12 protein-coding genes are annotated in these 15,510 nt (G+C 30.5%); 8 read left to right on the top strand and 4 right to left on the bottom strand.

What is annotated here, in order from left to right; translation table 11 throughout:
- Positions 1 to 80 precede the first annotated feature (80 nt).
- The gene (locus tag AAID94_00620; GenBank protein XAK24062.1) at positions 81 to 5,705 is read left to right on the top strand and encodes a hemagglutinin repeat-containing protein; all 5,625 of its coding nucleotides are present in this window, start codon (positions 81 to 83) and stop codon (positions 5,703 to 5,705) included.
- Positions 5,706 to 7,358, top strand: a complete 1,653-nt coding sequence (locus AAID94_00625; protein XAK24063.1) for a ShlB/FhaC/HecB family hemolysin secretion/activation protein — start codon at positions 5,706 to 5,708, stop codon at positions 7,356 to 7,358.
- Between the two features lie 2 nt (positions 7,359 to 7,360).
- Here the strand turns inward: AAID94_00625 and AAID94_00630 are convergent, their stop codons facing one another.
- Positions 7,361 to 8,344 carry an MnmA/TRMU family protein gene (locus tag AAID94_00630; GenBank protein ID XAK24064.1) on the bottom strand — a complete coding sequence of 328 codons (984 nt, stop codon included), beginning with the start codon at positions 8,342 to 8,344 and terminating at the stop codon, positions 7,361 to 7,363.
- Positions 8,345 to 8,476: 132 nt separating this feature from the next.
- Here AAID94_00630 and AAID94_00635 point away from each other — a divergent pair, with 132 nt between their 5' ends.
- Both AAID94_00635 and AAID94_00640 read left to right on the top strand, forming a co-directional pair.
- On the top strand, positions 8,477 to 8,677 hold the full coding sequence (locus tag AAID94_00635) for a hypothetical protein (protein XAK24065.1): 201 nt from the start codon (positions 8,477 to 8,479) through the stop codon (positions 8,675 to 8,677).
- 39 nt (positions 8,678 to 8,716) lie between these two features.
- Positions 8,717 to 9,601, top strand: a complete 885-nt coding sequence (locus AAID94_00640; protein ID XAK24066.1) for a hypothetical protein — start codon at positions 8,717 to 8,719, stop codon at positions 9,599 to 9,601.
- A gap of 45 nt (positions 9,602 to 9,646) precedes the next feature.
- Here AAID94_00640 and AAID94_00645 read toward each other — a convergent pair whose 3' ends face one another.
- Genes AAID94_00645 through exbB form a run of 3 tightly spaced genes read right to left on the bottom strand, consistent with a single transcriptional unit; the run spans position 9,647 to position 11,134 of the window.
- Positions 9,647 to 10,330, bottom strand: coding sequence for an energy transducer TonB (locus AAID94_00645; protein ID XAK24067.1), 684 nt, complete (start codon positions 10,328 to 10,330; stop codon positions 9,647 to 9,649).
- Positions 10,327 to 10,716, bottom strand: a complete 390-nt coding sequence (exbD, locus tag AAID94_00650; GenBank protein XAK24068.1) for a TonB system transport protein ExbD — start codon at positions 10,714 to 10,716, stop codon at positions 10,327 to 10,329. The genes AAID94_00645 and exbD overlap by 4 nt, the downstream gene beginning before the upstream one ends.
- Positions 10,709 to 11,134, bottom strand: a complete 426-nt coding sequence (exbB, locus tag AAID94_00655) for a TonB-system energizer ExbB (protein XAK24069.1) — start codon at positions 11,132 to 11,134, stop codon at positions 10,709 to 10,711. The genes exbD and exbB overlap by 8 nt, the downstream gene beginning before the upstream one ends.
- Positions 11,135 to 11,300: 166 nt before the next feature.
- Here exbB and AAID94_00660 point away from each other — a divergent pair, with 166 nt between their 5' ends.
- From AAID94_00660 to AAID94_00675, 4 genes are all read left to right on the top strand, one after another.
- Positions 11,301 to 12,038 carry a DUF4261 domain-containing protein gene (locus tag AAID94_00660; protein ID XAK24070.1) on the top strand — a complete coding sequence of 246 codons (738 nt, stop codon included), beginning with the start codon at positions 11,301 to 11,303 and terminating at the stop codon, positions 12,036 to 12,038.
- A 68-nt stretch (positions 12,039 to 12,106) separates the two neighbouring features.
- On the top strand, positions 12,107 to 12,523 hold the full coding sequence (locus AAID94_00665) for a PepSY-like domain-containing protein (GenBank protein ID XAK24071.1): 417 nt from the start codon (positions 12,107 to 12,109) through the stop codon (positions 12,521 to 12,523).
- Positions 12,524 to 12,792: 269 nt separating this feature from the next.
- Positions 12,793 to 14,115, top strand: a complete 1,323-nt coding sequence (locus AAID94_00670; GenBank protein ID XAK24072.1) for an aromatic amino acid transport family protein — start codon at positions 12,793 to 12,795, stop codon at positions 14,113 to 14,115.
- Positions 14,116 to 14,125: 10 nt separating this feature from the next.
- Positions 14,126 to 15,490, top strand: a complete 1,365-nt coding sequence (locus tag AAID94_00675) for an L-serine ammonia-lyase (GenBank protein ID XAK24073.1) — start codon at positions 14,126 to 14,128, stop codon at positions 15,488 to 15,490.
- Positions 15,491 to 15,510: the final 20 nt, after the last annotated feature.

Below are 15,510 nucleotides of genomic sequence, written 5' to 3' on the forward strand. Positions count from 1 at the left end.
TTTTTAGTATTAATTAAAAATATTGAGAAAAATTACCATTTTAATATTAAAATGATTAAAAATATTACAAGGAGGGATTGATGGAATTTAATAAAAAGAAAATTGTTCGTTTATCGTTGAATTTAACGCTTCTTGGCGCTTTATTTCCTTGCGTATTGTTCTCAGCAGATTTGCGTCAAAGAAATGGTAATGTCATTGTTTCAAGAACAGCAGATCTTACACAATCAAGCAATAAAACAGATGTGATTAATATCAAAAATCCAAATCAAAATGGAGTATCACACAATCAATTTGATGAATTCAGTGTCCAAGATGGAGTAATTTTTAATAATAGTTTAAAAGATGGAAATTCTCAAATTGGTGGATGGGTAGGGAAAAATCCAAATTTAAAACAAAATGCTAATACCATCATCAATGAAATTTCAAGCAAGCAAGCTTCTAGTATCAATGGTGCTGTTGAGGTATTTGGAAAAAGTGCTAATTTAATTTTTGCTAATGAAAATGGTTTTAGTGTAAATGGAGCAGCTTTTTTAAATACTAAAGGGGTTACGCTTAGTACGGGTAAATTTAATGGAGATTTTACAGAAGTAACGAGTAATGGCAGGGTGGCCATTGGAGAAAAGGGGGTAATGGTTGATGGGGATTATTTTAATGTAATCAGCCGTGGGATTGATCTTGCAGGTAGCATTGCTCACTATCAAAGTGGTAAAAACCTATCCGATATCAATTTTATAGCCGGACTTAACAAAGTAGATTTAAGCACCCCAAATGCACCAAAAATTGTTGCTTCAAAACAAAAAGATGAAAAAATTGACTATGGTATTGATGGGAAGTATTTGGGATCTATGTATGCAAATACAGTTACTCTTATTAGCACAGAAGAGGGCGTTGGTGTAAGACATAGTGGAGTAATACGCGGAATCGAAGATGTTATAGTAAAAGTAAAAGATAAGGCTGAATTTCAAGCTATAGGTGTAAATTCAAATGGAAGTGTTAAAATAGATGCTAAAGACATTAAAACCTCTTTAATCAATGCGGATAATATTGATTTAAAAGCAAGTGGAAAAGTTACTAATGAAGGACTTTATAAAGGAAAGCAAATTCAAATCAATGCCAATAATTTTGAAAATGCAAAACAAGTAAACTTTAGCCAAGAGACAAAAGATATTTTTGATATAAATGAAGAAAACTCAAAAATTTATGCAGATAATTTAGCTTTAAATACCCTAGATAAAACTAGCAATTTTGGCTTTATCAATGCTTTAAATGATATTAAAGTTGATACAAATTCTTTTGATAATCAAGGAGAAATTTCAGCAAATAAAGATATAAGCTTAACGCTTAATGATGATGCTTTTGTGAATAATGGCAAAATTTTAAGCCAAAAAGATATTCAAATACAAGCTAACAAAGATTTGACTTTAAATCATGGAAATTTATACGCACAAAATTTACTTCATATAAAAAGCTTGAATGATTTAAATATTAATTCAAAACTCGAAAATGCTTCTTCAATAGATCTTGATGCGAAAAATATTTATGTTAAAAATCTTGTCGCTAGCGGAAAAGAATTAAATCTTCATGCGGATGAAAATCTTGTAAATGATGCTTATTTATTTTCAAATAGTGATCTTAGAACCCAAGCTACAACACTTACAAATAATTCTACTTTTAATAGCTTAAATAATTTGTATTTAAACGCCCATACGATTCATAATAATGCTTTAATTTTTGCAGATAAAGATCTAAATATCGAAGCAAATATTCTAAATAATAATGCAAATTTAATAGGCAATTTAGAGATTTTGACTGAGTATGCTCAAGGTTTTGGTCAAGTAGGATATGGTGATACTGCTTTTAAACGATGGAATATGGAAGTAGGGGTTACAGGTATTGTAAAATATAATAACCTATTAGATAGCAAGCAAGCTTCTATCCAAGCAGGCAAAGATATAAATATCAATACTCAATCACAAGATAATGCTAGACAAATCAACAACAGCGGAAAAATTCTTGCCCAAGGCAATATTGTATCTTTTGGAAATATAGACAATAAATCTTTAAGTAAAGAAATTTCTGTGAGGGAAGTTTTAGAGCAAATTAGGGTTAATGGATTTTTTGCCGAAGAATATCTTGGTTCTTGGAATACAAATTCAACTTATTATTTTGTAGATCGTGAAAGTTTGCTTGATGCTTTGAAATATTTTTCTACCACTCAAGCAAAAGATCATCAAAGAGAATCTGCGTGGAATGCGCTTAAAGATGCAGCAGCTAAAAATTCAGCTTTAAACCAATATTTTTCTTTATTGTTTGGCAGTGATTATGCTTCAAAAAGATTTGTTCCTGATCAAAAAGAGTGGAATCTTGATGCAAAGATTGTTTTTAAAGCAAAATCCGAGGCTGCTATTGCTTCAAATGGTAAATTAGATCTTAATGCTAAAGAATACAATCAAGATTTAGTCAGTTCTTTAGATAAAAACTTTGCCTTAGTTGATTCGGATTTAAAAAAAGCTACAAATAGTCAGGATTTAATTTTAAATTCTATACCTGATCTTATTAATTCGGGTTTGTTTACTCTTGAAAATAAAACAAACAATAACATTACTTATGAATACACTACAAATACTTCCATCATAGATGAAAGCGAGTATTTTGGATTTTTAAACATTTTAAATCAATTTAAAAATAAGAATTTTGATGAATTTATAGTAATAGGAGATCCTTTTTTTGAAAATCAGCTTATTAATGCAATGTATGCAAATGCACTACAATCCAATACTAAATTAAGCGAAGAAGAAATTAAAAAATTACTTGAAAATGGAGCAAAATACGCCAATGAAAATGGCTTAAATTTAGGACAAGGCTTGGCTAAAAATCAAGCTGTTGATCAAGATATGATTTTATATGTAACAATCAAACAAAAGGGTAAAAATATCATGGCCCCTATGTTGTATCTTTCTAAAGAGACAATTGCAAATAATGAAATAAAATCAAATCTTACAGGAAAAACAGGCATAGATATTAATACACAATCATTTAATTCTTTATTAAGTGGTATAACTTCAGAGGGTCAGATTAATATCAATGCTGGCAATGAGATTAATTTGCAAAGTTCTAATTTAAATGCGCAAAATATAAATTTAAGTGCCAATAATGTCAATATAGACACTGTTTTAGGTATAGATGAAAAAGGCTCTTATAATTCAATTCAAAAAGGAGAAATTAAAGCAAATAATGTTGTGAATATTGATTCGGTAAATGATTTAAACATAAAAAATAGTGATATTTCTACTAGTGCGAATGATTCTAAAATTGTTCTTATATCTCAAAAGGGCGATGTAAATATCAAAAATGATTATTCTAAATCATCTTCATTTGAGCAAATTAATACAGATAGTCAAAAATCCAATACCACAACGAGCATAGATGGGGTTTTAAGCACCAATATCAAAGGAGCAAATGTAGGAATTGTTTCCAATCAAGATGTAAATATTATAGCTAGCAATATCAATGCTGATTCTAAAATAGATATCAATGCTAACAATGTTAATATTAAAGATGCACACGAGCTTAGCAAGACTAAAACCGATGGTGTGTATTTAAAACCCGTAGAGATCAGTTATGAAAGTGCTAATTTAGAAACTTCAAAATCAATAAGCAGTACTTTAAATTCAAAAGGTGATATTAATATTAATACCAATGGCAATATAGCAATCACAGGCTCAACTTTACAAGCGGATAAATCTGCAAATTTAAATGGAGAAAATATCACAATAGAAAATGGGGAAAATAAAATTTCAAGCTCTTCTCATTCTTCAACAAGTTCCATTGCTGGATATAAGCAAAGTTCTGCAAATACCGATGCTTCTTTGGTTTCTTCATCGCAAATTCAAACCGATAATTTGAATTTAAATGCTCAAAAAAATATAAGCATTAAAGGAAGTGAGCTTAATGGAGGCGAGATTGATATTCAAGCTGATAAGGTTGATTTTATAGCTGCACAAAATAAAATCCACACAGAAAGTGATTCATTAGCTTTTGGAGTTTTTGCTAATGCTAATTTAGAATTAACCGGAAATGGGGTTGCTGTAAATTATAGTTTTGTGCAAGATAAAGCAAATGCCAATACCACAAATAGCTCTAATAGTATCACACAAGGTGGAGTAAGATCTGATCTTTTAGGAACTGCAGAGGCTGGTTTGGAATTTTCTAAAACTGAAAAAATAAGTGATGAGCTTTCTTATGTTTCAAATACAATTAAAGGTTCAAATATTAATATCAATGCAAACAATGCTTTAGACATAGGCGGAGCTAATTTTGAGGCTAGTAAGGATATTAATTTAAGAGCAGGAGAGATTGCTAGCACTAAATATGAAGATACTAAAACACAAAGCAGTACAGGCTTTGGTTTGTATATTAAAGAAAGAATCGAAGCTACTAGTCCTATAGCTTCTGCTATCAATCAATCAGCTCAAAATGCAGCTGCTAAAAATGAAAATTTAGGTGTAAATTATGGAATAGTAGCTTCTCAAGCTTTAGCCAACACTGCTAATATATTTAGCAACAATCTCATAAATACTACTTCTAATCAAACTCTAGGTTTTAAATTCAATCAAGATAAAAGCCAAAGTTCTAGTGAGAATATTTCTAAAATCAATGCAGGCGGTAATTTAAATTTAGAAAGCACAAAAGGAAGTATTGTTTTAAATGGAGTGGAAGCTAAGGCTAATAGCATTAATATCGAGGCAAAAGATAATGTTATCTTAAATGCTGCAAAATCTAAAAATTCTTCTTCTAGTTCTTCTTTGGAAATTGCAGCAACAAACAAACAAACTGCAGGATACCATGCAGTTGATGGTGGAACTGTGGGTGAAGGTATTGAGGGCTTTGTAAGTGCATCACATTCTAAAACAAATGAAACGAAATTTACTAACACGAATTTAAATGCAAATAATGTCAATATCAACACAGGTAAAGATTTTGCACTCAATGGAGCCAATGTTAAAGCTTCTAATGATGCTATTTTAAATGTGGGTGGAAATTTGGAAGTAAATTCTTTAGCTGATAGTCTTAATTCTCAAAAATATAGTGCTTTATTAAATGTGTCAGGAACTGGAGGCTTATCAAGCAATCATCTTGTTACAGGAAGTGTTGCAGGCACTTTGGGCATAGGATATGCTAAAACAGATAAAACATCTGTTACAACTCAAAGTGGTATCAGTGCAGCAAATGAAATCAATGGCCATGTTAATGGAAATTTAAATTTGCAAGGGGGAATTTTAAATTCTGATAGTCAAAAAGGAAATTTACTTGTTGATGGAAAAGTTACAAATTCTAAAGTAAGTGTCTATGAAAAAAGCGATGGGGCTACGATAAGATTAAGCGGTGGAACAAATCAAAGCTTTGGGGGAGTGGTTGATATAGATGATCATATCGATAAGACAGGCGGTGTAAATTCTGCAGTCAATATCAATATAAACAATAACAAAAATCATGGTATAAGTACAGATACTCAAAATACCACAGATACACAAGATCATTCTTGGGCAGGAGGTACTATAAATCTTAATTCTTCAATCTCTAAAATAAAAAATGGGATAAGCAAGGTTACTGGATCTAATTCTACTTCTAATCAACCATCAAATCAACCTTCTAAATCAGATGGGCCTTATATCAATGAAAGCACACAAACTACAAGGCTATAGGTGAGATTTTTAAAAATTATTTTTTTGCTTATGAGTTTTATCTGCTTATCGCAAGCAGATGACTCTGCAAAAACGCTTAATTTATTAGATAAAAGACAACAGCAATTACATATACAAAAAGAATTTGATGAATTGGAAAAAAAGCAACGGCAAGAAAAGGATGTGTATTTAGAAAATCAAGATTCTGAAGATAAAATTTATATTTTCAAACAAATTCAATTTAAGAAAAACGATACATTGACTATGCAAACGAATAATATTTTAAAAAAATACATTAATCAGCCTTTAAGTGTCAGTGATATCTACAATATGATTAAAGAGCTTACAAATTTTATCGTTTCAAAGGGTTATTCAACTTCTAGCGTAACTATTGATGGGATTGATCAAGAACGCGATATACTTTTTCTTGATTTAAAATATGGTTTTGTAGGGGAGGTATATCTTAATGGGGATAATAATACAACAAGATTAGATTTTGGTATGCCTTTAAAAAAGGGTGATAAATTCAATATTTACGATTTAGATACAGGCATAGAAAATTTAAACAATGGCGCAAGAGATGTTAAAATTGCTGTTAAAGCCAGTGAAAATTATGGCTATTCTGATATATTTATAAATCTTCAATCAAAGCCACCTGATTTGATATTAGACTTTGATAATAGTGGCTATAAAGCTAAAGGAGAATATAAGGCTAGCGCTTATCTTTCTTTAAGTAATATTTTCAACCTAAACGATTCCATACGCTTTGGTTTTATCAAAGGATTGTTAAAAGATATGAGTCAAGAGCGAGAAAATGTTTATGTAGCAAATTATACCTTACCTATACAGAGTTATCAATTGTCTTATTCTATGCAATATAGTGATAATATAAATATGATTGAGGGATATGATAATTCTTTTATAAAAAATACAGATACAAGCTTAAGACATAAAATTATATTAAAAAAGATTTTACATCGCACAAGTAAGGATAAATTTTCAATTTATGCCAATTTAGGCATTAAAGATGATGTTAATGAGATTGATAATTTTCGTTTAGAAAGCTCAAGTGGCAGGTATTCAAGTATTGCTAGCGGGGTTGAGTATTCAACGCTGGCATTTGGTGGATTTTTGTTTTTAAATTTAGAATACGAAAAAGGAATTCCATTTTTGGGTTCTAAAAAAGATTCTAAAGATTCTTTATATAAAATCGAATTTAACAAAGTCAATTTTAATTTAAGCTATCAAAAAAGTTTTTATGCAAATGATGGCCTAGCATTTTTATATCAAAACAGCTCGGGTGCGAGTTATTCTAATGAATCCTTATTGTATGCTGATAAATTTTTAATCGGTGATGAATACACAGTTAGGGGATTTAAAGAAAGCTCCGCTGCTCTTGATTATGGAGCATATAGTAACAATACAATTTATTTGCAATTTCTAAATGCACCTAAATATCTAAGAGCATTAGAGCCTTTTGTTGGATTGGATATGGGTTATGGTAGAGATTATCTTTTGCCCAATAAAGATTTTTTAGCTGGTATCGCTTTTGGTTTTAGATATAATTTAAATCATTTTTCTTTAAATTTAACAGCTTCTAAAGCCCTGCATAAATCTTCTAATATGCCAAGCGAAACGATTCCTATTTATCTCAGGGCTTCTGTATTTTTCTAAGCTTAAGAAATGAAAAATGGATTGATTTCTTTTTTGTCTTCAAAAGCTATGCTTTTATAGTTTTGATTTTTAAATCGAAGCTCATAGCTTTTGTTTGCTTCATGCTTGGTGTAAGTTAGAGCGATTTTTAAGGCAAGTTCTAAATCTTTTTCATCTGCATTTGCACTAAGTAAAGAATAAGCTCCGATTAAATCTCCAAGTTCTATCACTTCATATTTAGGTGTTTTTAAATTTCTTAGTAGCTCATTTTCTAATTCATTTCTACCTATGATCATTTTAGCTCCATTAGGCAGTCTTAAATGGCGTCCGTATTTTAAAAGTTGTGCATCATTTACTTGCATATCTTTATCAAATTCTATAAAGTCGCGAATTTTCTTAGCAAAACTATCAAGTGTGAGCAAGCATCCTCCACCAGGACTTTCAAAGTCTTCTAAACCAAATTTAGCTGCAAGTTCGAGTTGTCTTTTACGACTTCTTCCGCTAATACCTTCAAGCTTTTCTCTATCCACCCAACCTTCTCTTTCAGGCTTGGTTAAAGGCAAATTTTTTGCACACATAGGACGAAGTATCAAGTCTTCCTCATCTAAAGCCAGTTTTTTAACCTTAGCCATCGCATCACCTCTTTGGCTCATAGGGCGTTGTCCTAAAACTTCACCTGTTATGATAAAGCTTGCATTTTCTTCTTTTAGCATTGAAAGTGCAGTTTTAAACATAAAAGCGTGGCAGTCTATACAGGGGTTAAAATGCTTTCCATAGCCGTATTGTGGATTAAAAAGCACTTTTTGCAAATACGAATTTCTTACATCTATCATTTCAAAATCCGCACCTACCATTGCGGCACGCTTTTTCATGATTTCACTTTTATCGCTTGTGCTTCCAAAGCCTATATTAATATTTAGAGCCTTTACTTCAATGCCTTGTGAAGTGATAAGTTTCATCGCAAGCATACTATCAAGTCCGCCACTAAAAAGGGCTAATGCTTTCATTTGTATTCCTTTTTTAAATTTAATTTTTTTAGTATAAATAAATTTGATTTTTTGTCGATATCAAATTTGTAATTGTATCAAATAATTTTAAGATTGTGATTATAAAATATTTTTATTTTTTGGAGCTTTGCTATGAGAAAATTACTTTTTATTGCACTGGTTGCTTGTTTTGTTAATTCTTTTGCTTATGGCAAAACTGAGAATAATAATAAAAACTCACAGGTTAGAAATTCTTGCGTTGATTATGAAATAAGATTGAAACAATGCAATTCTTTGCCTACCCAACATAAAAGACAAGCGTGTCGTTTGGGCTTATTTGCAGCTTGTAAATAAAATAAACAAGTCCAATTTTAAAATTTCTAAGGAGTTATTATGGATAAATTAACAATAAATGATTTTAATGTTTCTTTACCAAGTTCTCAAAATATTACAAATCGTAAAGAAATTTTAGAATTAAAAAAAGAAGAGCAAGAAAAAGTCAAAGTAAATGATATTTCAGATAATCAAATTTCAGGTTTTAAAGTGGTTTTTGAAAGCAAACAAGGTGAACTTATGGCTTTAAAAATCAGTGATGAAAATTATAAAAATTTACAAAGTCATTTTGGTTCTTTTACAAATTATATCGCTAGAGATGATGGAGCTATAAGGCTTAATGGCGAAGCTAATGAATTTATTGCTAATTGGTTTGAAAAAATAAGCAGCGAGTTTTTTAATCCAAATTCATTAAATAATAAAGAAGAGTCAAATCATATCAATGTGAAATTTCATAAAAATACCTTATTTGAAAGTATGCAAAATTTAGCTTTTAAAGGTGAAGATGAATTAAGCTTAAGTGCAAATTTGCAAACTAGACTTAATTTTGCCATAGAAAAAGATGTGAATTTTGATGGAAATATCAATGAATTTGATGTAAAAAAAGAAAGTTTAACAGATATTTTAAGAGATATAAAAAATGCATCGGGCGGAAGTGCGGATGCTACCAAAATCACAGATCCGCAAAAAAGTGATGAAAACGATGAGGTAAAAATCAAAAAGAAAAAAGATGAAAAAGACGTTAAAGATTTGCTTGAAATCGCCAAAGAAAAAGGACTAAGTGCCCTAAGTGCAGATGAGCAAGCCAAACTTAAAGCAAGTAATCCACAAATTTTTGAAGAACTTCAAAATAAGTCTTTAGGGAATTTAGAGCAAAATTTAAAAAAAGATTTAATGGTGCAAATAAGTAACAATGAAGCCATATTTGTGGATAAAAGAGTGTAAAAATTTAAAAATATTAGATATTAAGAATTACTAAATTGATTTAAATCACGCTTTTAAATTATACACTATAGGCAAAACTATCCTTAGATCGCTTTGATAATAAGGAAAAAAAGCCGAAGCCTTGCGTATACTTTCTAAAGCACTTTTATCCAATAAATTGTGTCCAGAACTTTGAATGATTTTTAATTCTGCTAAGCTTTTGTTTTCTTTCCATAAAAATTCCACTTCCACAACGCCTTGCATACGCATTTTTCTTGCTTGTCTTGGATAGTTTTTTCTTGCTTGTTCCATGATAGCTTTTTGAATTTTTTCTAATGCAGGGTGATTATCTTTACCATAGGTAAGTTGAGTAGGCTTTGCATCGGAATTTTTTAAAGCTTGATTGTGAGTTGTAGGGGTTTGAGCTATGGATGGTGTACTTTTTTGTATAGGATTGATCGCTTGTATAGGTTTTACTTGGTTTTCGGCTACCTTTTTAGTTTTTTTAATAGGTTGTTTTATAGGTTTGGGTTTATGATGCTGTATAGGCTCAGAATTTGTCGGTATAGGTGGAGTTTGGGTTGGTTGATTTTGAGTGAATTGCTTCATCGCCAAAGTAAAGCTATCTTCACTTTTAAATTCTATTTTAAAAAAATTGGCAGAATTAAAAAGTAAAAAAGCTAGAGGTAAGAAAAATAAAAAGGATATATAAAAAGCTTGTGATTTGTGATTTGACAAAGCATTTTTCATCTATTTTTCTCTGTTATAATTTGGAAATTCTCATGCTCTTTAGCTTTTAATAAATCAATGATTTGAACAAAGCTTTCAAATTTTGCATTTTTATCGCTTTTTAATTCCACTATGGTTTTTTTATGAAGCGAAGAAATGGCATCGCTTAAGCCTTTTAAATCTGTAGTTTTATCGTCTAGATAGAAAATATTGTTTTCATCAATGCTAATGGATAATTTTTTTTCATCATTGTTAAGACTTAGAGCATTTTCGCTAACGGGTAGATTGATTTCAATTTTGCCATGAGCAATGAAAGTTGAAATACTAAGAATGATAGCAAGTAAAACAAGCATTATATCTATGAAAGGAACTATATTTAACCCTTCATTTTTAGGTAGTTTAAGCATTTTTACTTACCTTATAAGCATTGCTTAAAAGCGAAACCTTACGAAGCAAGGCATTATAAGCCATTAAGGCAGGTATAGCGACTAAAAGTCCTAAAGCTGTGGCTTTAAGAGCTAAAGAAAGTCCTACGACTATGGATTTAACATCTATATTTCCTGCTATTCCCATTTCGTAAAAAGTGATCATAATTCCTACAACAGTTCCTAAAAGTCCTATGTAAGGAGCATTAGAATAAATGATATAAATGGTAGTTAAATTCTCGCTAATTGCATCATCAAATTGCTCTTGATTTTCATAATTTTTAAAATCTATTTTTCTAAAAAATAATACTCTTTCAATTACGCACCAAAAAGCTATAAATGCCATAACTCCTAAAATTATAAAGATAATTAAATCAATATAATCTTTTAAAAATTCCATCTTTAACTCCATAATTTGATTAAATTTTGGCGATTATACTACAATAAAAATAAAATTATAATTAATATTAATTATCATAATTTTTTAAATAATCATAATTTCACAAGCCTTTGGCTTAAAAATTTAGGTTATAATTTTTTAAATACTTTAACCCTTAAGGAAAAGCATGCAAGAAAATCATAATTTTATTTCTTTTGTTCTTCTTGATGAAGCCAAGTTTGATTTTTTGAAATTAAAAAAGATACTCGAAGATGATTTTGATATATGGATTGCTGATGAAAATTTTACTCAAGATGGAGTGATTTTTTCTTTTAAAAATATGCTCATTACTTTAAATTTGATTAAAAATCCCATACCCAACAACGAAGCAGAATATTATGCTAATTTTAACTTTATGTGGAAAGATGCTTTAGAGCAAACCCAAAAACATAAAGCACATCTTCTTATATCTGTTTTAAGTCAGAGTGAAACAAAATTAGATCAAGCTAAACTTTTTACTCAAATATCATCTGTGTGTTTGCAAGATAAGCATGCTTTGGGATTTTATACAGGAGGAGTTGTTTTAGAGCCTAAGTTTTATATAGAAAATGCAAAAATGCTAGAAGATAATCGCTTGCCTGTTTATAATTGGATTTATGTAAGCGTTTATCCAGGTGATAATGGCAATAATGCCTATACCTATGGTCTTAGAAATTTCGATAAATTAGAGCTTGAGGTTTGTGATGCAAATATAGAAGAAAAAGAGCTTTTCTTCACTTTGTATGACATTATTTTGCATATTTTAACTTATGATTTAACTTTAAAAGATAATGATACTTTAAAATTTGAAGATGGTAGAATACTTTCTTTTAAGAAAAGTCAAGGCATGGGCGTTGAAAATGAGAGTTTAAAAATTATTTTTTAGTTTCACATTCACTTCACAAAGATAAGTTAAACTTCTCTCAACCAAAACACAAACAAAAAGGAGAAAAAATGAAATTGAAATTAGGTTTAGCGGCTTTATTGGGTGCTACGGTGCTTTTTGCTAGAGATATAATTGTTCCTGCGAGTGAACTTCCAAGAAATGCACAAGATTTTATATCTAAGAATTTTAAAACAGCACAAATTGCTTTAGTAAAAAAAGATATAGATTCTTATGATGTGACTTTAAATGATGGAACAGAAATTGACTTTATTATCACTGGAGAGTGGAAAGATGTAGATGGAAAATACAAAGCTCTACCAAATAGCATTTTACCAAATATTATGCCAAAAATCAGTGCTTCGTCAAATGCTCAAATCATAGAAGTAAGCAAAGAAATCAACGGATATAAATTTGAATTAAGCAATCAATTGAAAATTTATACTGATGCACAGGGTAATATCTTAGGACAAAAATTTGATTATTAATTTTAAAAGCATGTAAATTTGGAGACTTTATGTTTCCAAATTTTTAAATGAGTTTAAAAATTTCTCTTTGTTAATCCAATATGGTTTTTTATATAAAAAACCATCTTCAAAATTTACTTGAATTAAATCTTAAAATATAATTTTAATAAGACTAATATTTTACAAAATGTTACATAAATTAAAGAAAAATGCTAGGAATTTAGATTTTTTGCTTGGTAAGTGTGTTAAAATAAGCTTAATTTTGCGATATCAAATTTTAAGGAAAATGTATGAATACTCCTAAGTGGACTCGTTATGACACGAGATGGGTTTTATCTCTTTTTGGAACCGCTGTGGGTGCGGGGATATTATTTTTGCCTATTAAGGCAGGTGTGGGTGGTTTTTGGCCGGTTATTGCAATGGCTGTGATTATTTTTCCAATGGTTTATCTAAGTCATAGAGCTTTAAGTCGTTTTGTAAGCCAAGCAAATGGTAATGATAAAGACATTACTCATGCTGCTGAGGAATATTTTGGTAGAGGGGTGAGTATTTTTATTTCTGTGCTTTATTTCTTTGCTATTTTTCCAATTTGTTTAGCGTATTGTGTGGGTATAACCAATACTTTTGAAAGTTTTATCTATCATCAATTTTTACCTCTTTTAAATTCAGAGGGTGTATTTGCGGATATCATTCGTGCTATGTATGAGGTAAGCGCAGATGATAAAGGAAAAGTTGTAGCGAGTTTATTCCCTTTTTATCGCTTGCTTTTAGCTTTTATTTTAGTAAGTATTTTTATGCTTATCATGCTTTTTAGTGAAGAATTGATTACTAAAGTGTGTGAATGGCTTGTGTATCCTTTGTGTGCTATTTTATTTATATTTTCTTTATATCTTATCCCACAATGGTCGTTTGAAAGCTTTAGTGCTATTCCTGGGGTAAAAGAATTTATTACTATAGTGTGGCTGACTTTGCCGGTTTTGGTGTTTTCTTTTAATCACTCGCCCGCTATTTCTACTTTTTCTTTAAGTGTAAAAAGACAATACAAAGAACATGCCGTAGAAAAAGCTGATCAAATTTTATTTAGAACTTCTACAATGCTACTCTTTTTCGTTATGTTTTTTGTGATATCTTGCGTACTTTCTTTAAGTCCTGCAGAGCTTAATGAAGCTAGAGCACAAAATATACCTGTGCTTTCTTATTTTGCAAATAAGCTTGATAATCCTTTTATTTCCTATGGTGGTCCATTGATTGCATTTTTAGCGATTTCTAGTTCATTTTTTGGACATTATTTTGGTGCTAGAGAGGGTGCTTATGGTATAGTAAGAAAATGTTGCAAATTAGCAGGTAGTGAAAATCCTGATTTGAAAAAAATTGCTATTTATTCAACTTTAGTTATGTATATTATTATGCTAATTACTGCTTATATCAATCCTAGTATTTTAGGTTTTATTGAAAGTTTAGGCGGTCCAATTATCGCAGCAATCTTATTTTTAATGCCAATTATTGCAATTTATACGGTTTCAAAAATGAAAAAATTCCAAAATAAAGCTTTAGATGCTTTTGTTTTTGTTACAGGTGTTTTAACAATTATCACCGTAATTTATACTTTTTAAGGTGTAGCGAATGAGTAATTTAAATATTTTTAAAATAGGTGTAGGTCCTTCATCATCGCATACTTTAGGACCTATGCTTGCAGGAAATTTATTTTGTAAAAAAATTGCTAAAAAATTAGAAAAAATTGAAAAAATTCAAATCATTCTTTATGGCTCTTTATCTTTAACAGGCAAAGGACATTTAAGTGATAAAGCCGTTATTTGGGGCTTGAATGCTTTAGAAGCTAAAAATTTGAGTGCAGCTATACAAGAAGAAGTTAATAAAAATGCCACTGACAAGGGGAAGATCAATCTATGCGGAGAAAAAGAGCTTCGATTTGATTATGAAAAAGATTTAATTTTTTCTAAAGATTTTTTGCCTTTGCATGAAAATGGTATGCAAATTCAAGCTTTTAATGCTAGCGGTGAGATCGTGGATCAAGAAACTTACTATTCTATAGGCGGTGGTTTTGTTTTAACGGCTGCGGAATTGGAAAAGAGAAATAAAGGGATATCCCAAGGCAGAAAGAAAAAACTAGATATAGAGCTTAATAATGCAAAGCAAGCCTTAGAACTTTGTGAAAAAAGAGATTGGGATTTGGCCGAACTTTCTTATAGATATGAGTTGCAATTTCATACGAAAGAAGAAATAAGATCGTATTGTCTAGAAATTTGGGAAGTGATGCAAGAAGTGTATTACAATGGCACACATCCAAACGAGGATTATTTACCGGGAAAACTTCACTTAAAGCGTAGAGCAAAGGGTCTTAAAGAAAGGGTTACAATGACTGCTGATCCTATGGGGATTATTGATTTTATCTCTTTATATGCTATTGCTATTGCTGAAGAGAATGCAAGTGGAGCAAAGGTTGTAACTGCTCCTACTAATGGAGCTTGTGCAGTAATTCCTGCTGTTATGCTTTATCTTAAAAATCATACCATAGGTTTTAATGATGAAAAGGCAATCGAATTTTTATTAGTAGCTATGCTTATAGGTTCTTTTTATAAGAAAAATGCAAGTATTAGCGGGGCAGAGGCAGGTTGTCAGGCTGAAATAGGCAGTGCAAGTTCTATGGCAGCAGGAGCAATGGCTACGGTTTTAGGAGCTAACGCTTTTAAGGCTTGTAATGCTGCTGAAATGGCAATGGAGCATCATTTAGGACTTACTTGTGATCCCGTAGGGGGTTTGGTTCAAATTCCATGTATTGAAAGAAACGCTTTTGGAGCGATAAAAGCCATCAGTGCAGCTAGAATGGCAATGACACGCAAATCCATTCCTATAGTCAGTCTTGATGAGGTGATAGAAACTATGTATGAAACCGGCAAGGATATGAATTATAAATATAAAGAAACTTCTTTAGGCGGACTTGCTACAAATTTAAAAACAGTGTGCTAAGATTTTACTTCGCACACTTT

Source organism: Campylobacter coli, from assembly GCA_039516895.1.
GTDB lineage: Bacteria > Campylobacterota > Campylobacteria > Campylobacterales > Campylobacteraceae > Campylobacter_D > Campylobacter_D coli_B.